This window comes from Acinetobacter sp. ANC 4862 (genome assembly GCF_004336635.1).
Classification (GTDB): Bacteria; Pseudomonadota; Gammaproteobacteria; order Pseudomonadales; family Moraxellaceae; genus Acinetobacter.
The window spans coordinates 1-5,615 of record NZ_SJXH01000066.1; the positions used below are offsets into that span (position 1 = coordinate 1).

Below are 5,615 nucleotides of genomic sequence, written 5' to 3' on the forward strand. Positions count from 1 at the left end.
AACTGGCTGTTTGCTGGCTCGCTGCGCAGCGGCCAACGAGCTGCCAATATCATGACTTTAATCCAGTCAGCAAAACTGAATGGCTTGGATCCGTATGCCTATTTAAGTAATGTGCTGAAAAGGTTGCCGACACATAAAGTGAGCCAAATAGAAGAATTGCTGCCGCACCGCTGGAAACCCGACCAAAATTAAAAAATAGCTATGGGGTTCAGCGCACGCTTACATTACTTCACACAGTTTATTAGAGGGTTATGGTCAAGCAAGTATTCTAGACGAGCATATGCCAGCCAATCATAGGCTTTATAATACTTTAAGCCCAGCAAGTATTAAGCAGTGGGCTAAATCTCTTGGAAACTATGTTTATGAGTTTGTGGAACAAATTCTAAATAAGTCCAAGCAACTCGCTCGTAATATTAAGTCTTTAAATAAGCTTAGAGATTATATTTTAGAAAATAGGCTTGATTCTGTCCTTAATCAGGCTTGTGAGTATGCATTAAAATATAATCTATTAGCAGTTACAGACCTATTGTATGTACTCAAAAATAGAAAATATATCCAACCTCTAAATACCACTCAAACTATGAATCCCTATACACACGCAAACTTACGCGGTGCTAATTATTTCGGAGGGGATGCAAGATGACTACAAAGAGCGTTATTGCACAAAAAATGCAAGATTTAAAACTCAATGGTTGTTTGAATTGCTTTGTTGATCATTATGATGAGATGGTTAACAGTAAAAAAACCTCATTAGAAATTCTCAATGAATTACTAATCGCCGAGCAAAATGAAGTCAGCAATCGAAAAATCTTATCATTGCTAAATAAATCGAATATACGATATCCGACAAGTAGTCTGACAGAAATAGATTGTTCCAATAAAAAAGGGCTTACAAGTGATATTTTACAAAGTTTTGCTGATTGTGAGTGGATCAAGTCAAAACATAATCTAATTTTTACAGGTGCAACTGGTATAGGTAAGACATGGCTTGCCTCTGTATTTGGAACGAACGCATGTAAGTTGGGTTTTAAAGTCATCTTTTATAATACAACTGAGTTGTTCGAAGATTTCAATACTGCGGTAAATTTGGGAACTATCTCGACCTTAAAGAAGAGATTACTTTCCTGTAAATTGCTCATTTTGGATGATTTTGGTTTATCACAGATCAATAATTCTTGGTTAGCTCATTTTATTAGTGTTATTGATAAACATAGTGACAACGGTTCACTACTAATCACAAGTCAATATGAAACCAATCTATGGCTCAACCACTTTGAGGACCAAACGGTTGGTGAGGCATTGCTAGATCGTATTGTTCATAGGTCCCATATTTTCAATTTGGCAGGTGAATCTATGCGAAAAAAACGAGGTAAAAAAATCGAGTAATTTTTTTATTTTTGTCCAAGTAAAGCGACACTTTAATTTAAGTATAAGTCTATTAAAGTGTCCAACTTGGATGAGAATGGGTGTTCAAGTAAGTGTTGATTTTGCATACAGCTAAGCTAGGTATAGAAATTAATAATGGTAAGTCAATCGACGAACTTGAGGATTGTTTGAAGAAATTTCAGATGATAAAAAGTAAGTTAGAAGAGTCAATAGTGAAACTGGATTTAAGTCAAATTAATTTAGAAACATTTAAAGCTAATTTAAATAGCCGTAAAAAACAGCCTAATTTACGTGAAGCAATTATAAAAATTTTGGAAACTATTTAATTTTATAGATTACCTAAAATTAACATACTACACGTTATACGAAGTCAAAAAAGCGTGGATCCTAGACCCACGCTTCATATGATTTATACGATGGAAAGTGTAGTGAATTGGATAAAAAAGCGTAACTCTCTCATCCTTATTTACTTCTTTACTATTTTTATAACAAAGAATTAGCGAGCTAAATTTCAAATACACCCCTAAATCTATACCAGCTCGGAAATGATCTCTGCCAACACGGCATCTGCTTGCGAAGTACTTTTGACAGCAGAAATTTCCTTTTTAACTTTAGTGAGGGATTTCCCTGTTTCTTTAAAAGAAAAAACGGTTTTATTTCCTATGAGGATTAGAGGGGTAAGATTAGAGACTTCACCTATTTTTAAGAATAGCTCTGCCACTCTGACTTGATGAGCATAAATAGATCGTAAATTTTTAGTAATTTCTAAAGCAATCCGTTTATTCATAAATATATCCATTAATTTTATTAAATTTATTGAACACTTTAATTCTTATAAATCTAATCTTAGCAGAATTAGTATCGATGAGTAAATGCCTAAAATTCGTGCATTATTGCGCTTAAAAAAAACTCTTTATTGCTGATAGAGTAAGGCTTTCAGCTTTTAAGCATGTTTAGAAATATAGAGTAAATATTATTGTTTTATTCTCAGGGTCCAACAAAATCAGAGTTCAAAAGAGATGAAACGAGGTGAGTTTTTAGGGCAGGATCATGAACGTATGTATGAGCTTGATCATCAACGATTAGATTCAGCAATATCTTATTGTTTATAAGTACATCTTTGAGCGTTGGAAGTAACCAAGTTGCTAAGCTATCGGCATTAGATGCAATAACCACTTTAAAAAATTCAGCTTGTGACTTGTTCATTAAATTATGTAAAAAAAATTGTTCTAATCTTTGGCTTTTCTTCAAATATTCAAATACTTGCTGACCTGATGTGGTTAATGTGCAAGGCTTACTACGTATTATTAATAACTGTCCTAATTCTTTTTCTAGAGCTTGCAATCTTAAGGTTACAGCAGATGGAGTGAGGCATAGCATTTTTCCTGCCTGTTGCAGTTAAGACGTAAATTCAAGCTTTACAAATATTTGTTGATCGTAACGCCTATGATTATGGTCGGATCAGTGTTTAGTATTTTATATCTTGTTGCAATATAAGAGACTTGATCAAGTATTTCGCTGGTGGATTATGTGCATTGTAGTAAATTATTCTGATATAGGTTTGATTAAATAACATATAGTTTAATTAAAATAGTAGTTTCATTCCATTTTAGTTATATGGCAAATGTGCCGTATAACTTTAGTTAGAGGCTACGTAGTTCGGGATCAGCATCGCAGTATTGTTATCAGTGTCCCATTTCAGCGGAGTAAGCTTATGCGTAGGTTAACAACGGGCTCGTCGTATCGTGTTGGCTTCGATTGCGTTGCCGGCTATGGCGGAGAGGCGCGAAATTTGGCACGGATGGGCAGTAATGAGCTGATCCCATGTTCTAAAGAATTCACCTATCTATAAAGATGATTTTGGTGTGACGTGGTCTTCAGTCCGAACTGCGCTGCAAGAACACCACACGCGCATCTATTTGGATTTGCCGACTTGGGGAGATATCGAAGCGAAAATAAAAGAATGTGCCTAACATCTTTCGGTGTCGGTGGAGGCGCGGCATTCTTCGCCAGCCCAGCATCTGCATGGCCTGCGTTATAGGCCACATTTAAGGTGTGTACCGCTGAAAAGAGGCTCCAACTCTCCTATATCTTACGGTCATTTGTATAACCCAGAGTTGATTGAGTGCCCAGAGTGTGCAAGGCGCGAGCTCTATGGGGGCTATCCTTCCAAACCAATAGTTCATTTACTGATTGGAGCTGGCATCGGTTACTACACATGGTATAAAACTCAGAACATACTTTTCGCTTTGGGTGTAGGCATTGCTAGCGCCTGGTTCTTTCAGACAAAGCTCGGGCGCTTAGTGGCAATACTCGTAATTTTTGCTGTTTTGGCATCGTTATTCTTTGCTCGTTGACTGTCAGGCAATGTGTGGCCTAATAATTCGTTCAAGCCGAACTTTCTTCGTTACGTGCAAAAGTGTCGCTGCACACCAGTTTTGGCGAATGGTAGCCCTAATCATCTACGGGAGGAATCTATGCTTAACTTTCTAATTTTTTTAATTATCGGATCATCCATTTTTTCTAATGCAATTGCATCAGAACAATTCGTCTGCAAGACCTCGACGCATATTGTCACCGTCAATCTTCTTTCACCAGGTAAATACCAGTATATTGCTTGGAATAAGCCAAAAAGTATCACCAAGAAACCGGACAAGGTAATCGTCGGAGGGAAAAAAATAACCGAGGGCACTGGCGTATGTCGCTACACCAGATGGGAATTTAATAACAGCAATGTCCAATATATCGTAAGCACACCGGCGACATGCACAGAGGGCATACCTCCATCAAACGCGACCGGTCAACTTGCCGTCTTTATAAACGACGAGCATAAGAAATCGTGGTGGTGTCTTGAGTAGCTATTACGGGCACTGTTGCAAATAGCCGCTGATGGTAAGCTAAAATAATCTTCAGCTTACCATTCATGGTTATTTGCAACAGTGCCTCCCAGAGCATGTTGAGCCTGAACCGGAAAAAGAGGGCTTCTGGAGTCGTTTCTTTAAGCCGTATGGCTAATCTGATTATTTTTCTGGGCTTATTGAAACCGTGGAAAATTGATTAAATAATCATGAAACGTAAAAAATCATAAAAAAAGCACCCGGTGGAAATTGGGCTGATAACTAAGAACTATATCTTTGAATTTAAAGGGTAATTATATAACTGTTATTCCCAAGTAGAAATGTCCATTTCTAGAATACTCGCACCTAGGACAGGATTAAGTTGGCAGCCCATTTACTGCGTAACATCAGTAAATAAAAACAGTTACATTAAAATGTAAGCTTATTTAAAAATAAAAAGGTCTAACTATCCGAAAATAGTTAGACCCTGGATCATATTGAGAGGTGGATTTACTTTACAGTCACTGAAATGCTACCGGTGTTCACAGCACCGATTGCTGAAGTTTTGATGCCATCAATATGATTCTCGAATCCTCTTAGATTTACAGATGCATCAATAGCTGCTGAATTAAAGGCTAAATTCGCTGCAGTGTAATTACTCAAGGTTTCAGAGAATTGGTCATAAGTGTCGGTATTCAGGCTGGCACTGATAGAACTTTCAAACGCTGATGAACCCTCAGAATGCCATTGTTCTAAAGAACGCTCTGCACTTTTTTCAGCATCAAAAGTTTTCTCTACTGTACCCGTATTCACAGCACTCAGATTGCCTTGTTGTAAGTTAATGCTACCGGTGTTTACTGCACCAATTGCTGAAGTTTCTACTGCGAGTTTGTCCCCCAAATTATTCAGTGAATTATACTTCCCGTCTACGTTGACTGTTGCATCAACAGTAGCGGTATTAATGGCAAGGTTAAGCGCAGTACCATTTTTAGCATGTTGAGATACAGCGGCCAAGGTAGCGCCTAAACCTGTATCTACAGTGACGTGGTTGCCTGGACTTGCCATGGCTGCACTAGACAGGAAGGCAACAGATAAGGTGATTGTTTTGATAGTATTTTTCATAGTTATTTTCCTTGCTAGTTTTGAAGTACTTCTCGCTAAGCACTTCTTTTTATAATGAGAGCGAGCTCATTTTTTATATATTTTTTAATCACGCTGAGTGCTTGACCAGTAATTTTCTATCATTGCTGGATTAACATCCCACAGCTTCAGAGTCTTCTCTTCTTCTTTTTGGTTATTATCTTTTTCTTCATTCATCTTGCCCAAAGAAGATGAGCGCTTTTTCATGCTGATGTATTTAATCAGGTCCTGTTTGCTCATTTCAGGCTCTTC

Annotated in this window: 7 protein-coding genes and 2 pseudogenes; 5 read left to right on the plus strand and 4 right to left on the minus strand. The window is 37.4% G+C overall.

Annotated features, from left to right (window positions below):
• The 4 genes from E0409_RS16275 to E0409_RS16290 form a co-directional block, all read left to right on the plus strand.
• On the plus strand, positions 1–192 hold a 192-nt coding region (locus E0409_RS16275), incomplete at its 5' end, for a transposase domain-containing protein (RefSeq protein WP_131292579.1).
• Between the two features lie 88 nt (positions 193–280).
• Positions 281–643 carry a hypothetical protein gene (locus E0409_RS16280; RefSeq protein ID WP_252151834.1) on the plus strand — a complete coding sequence of 121 codons (363 nt, stop codon included), beginning with the start codon at positions 281–283 and terminating at the stop codon, positions 641–643.
• The gene (locus E0409_RS16285) at positions 640–1,386 is read left to right on the plus strand and encodes an ATP-binding protein (protein WP_131292582.1); all 747 of its coding nucleotides are present in this window, start codon (positions 640–642) and stop codon (positions 1,384–1,386) included. The genes E0409_RS16280 and E0409_RS16285 overlap by 4 nt, the downstream gene beginning before the upstream one ends.
• 92 nt (positions 1,387–1,478) lie before the next feature.
• Entirely contained in the window at positions 1,479–1,712 is a 234-nt protein-coding gene (locus E0409_RS16290) for a hypothetical protein (protein WP_131292585.1), read from the plus strand.
• Positions 1,713–1,915: 203 nt separating this feature from the next.
• On the opposite strand, the gene E0409_RS16295 is transcribed toward E0409_RS16290, so the two are convergent.
• Both E0409_RS16295 and E0409_RS16300 read right to left on the minus strand, forming a co-directional pair.
• A complete protein-coding gene (locus tag E0409_RS16295) occupies positions 1,916–2,173 on the minus strand; it encodes a hypothetical protein (RefSeq protein ID WP_131292587.1) in 258 nt (85 codons plus the stop codon).
• Between the two features lie 269 nt (positions 2,174–2,442).
• Positions 2,443–2,784, minus strand: a pseudogene (locus E0409_RS16300) (LysR family transcriptional regulator); the annotation flags it as partial.
• A gap of 1,079 nt (positions 2,785–3,863) precedes the next feature.
• Between E0409_RS16300 and E0409_RS16305 the strand changes: the two are divergent.
• Positions 3,864–4,244 (plus strand): hypothetical protein, encoded by a 381-nt coding sequence (locus E0409_RS16305; RefSeq protein ID WP_131292593.1) that lies wholly within the window; start codon positions 3,864–3,866, stop codon positions 4,242–4,244.
• Positions 4,245–4,733: 489 nt separating this feature from the next.
• Here the strand turns inward: E0409_RS16305 and E0409_RS16315 are convergent, their stop codons facing one another.
• The gene (locus tag E0409_RS16315; protein ID WP_131292596.1) at positions 4,734–5,345 is read right to left on the minus strand and encodes a hypothetical protein; all 612 of its coding nucleotides are present in this window, start codon (positions 5,343–5,345) and stop codon (positions 4,734–4,736) included.
• A gap of 84 nt (positions 5,346–5,429) precedes the next feature.
• Positions 5,430–5,615 (minus strand): annotated as a pseudogene (locus tag E0409_RS16320) (CsgG/HfaB family protein); the annotation flags it as partial.

Coding starts and splice junctions, on each gene's coding strand:
- E0409_RS16280 (WP_252151834.1), top strand. CDS start 281: ATGCCAGCCAATCATAGGCTTTATAATACTTTAAGCCCAGCAAGTATT.
- E0409_RS16285 (WP_131292582.1), top strand. CDS start 640: ATGACTACAAAGAGCGTTATTGCACAAAAAATGCAAGATTTAAAACTC.
- E0409_RS16295 (WP_131292587.1), bottom strand. CDS start 2,173: ATGAATAAACGGATTGCTTTAGAAATTACTAAAAATTTACGATCTATT.
- E0409_RS16305 (WP_131292593.1), top strand. CDS start 3,864: ATGCTTAACTTTCTAATTTTTTTAATTATCGGATCATCCATTTTTTCT.
- E0409_RS16315 (WP_131292596.1), bottom strand. CDS start 5,345: ATGAAAAATACTATCAAAACAATCACCTTATCTGTTGCCTTCCTGTCT.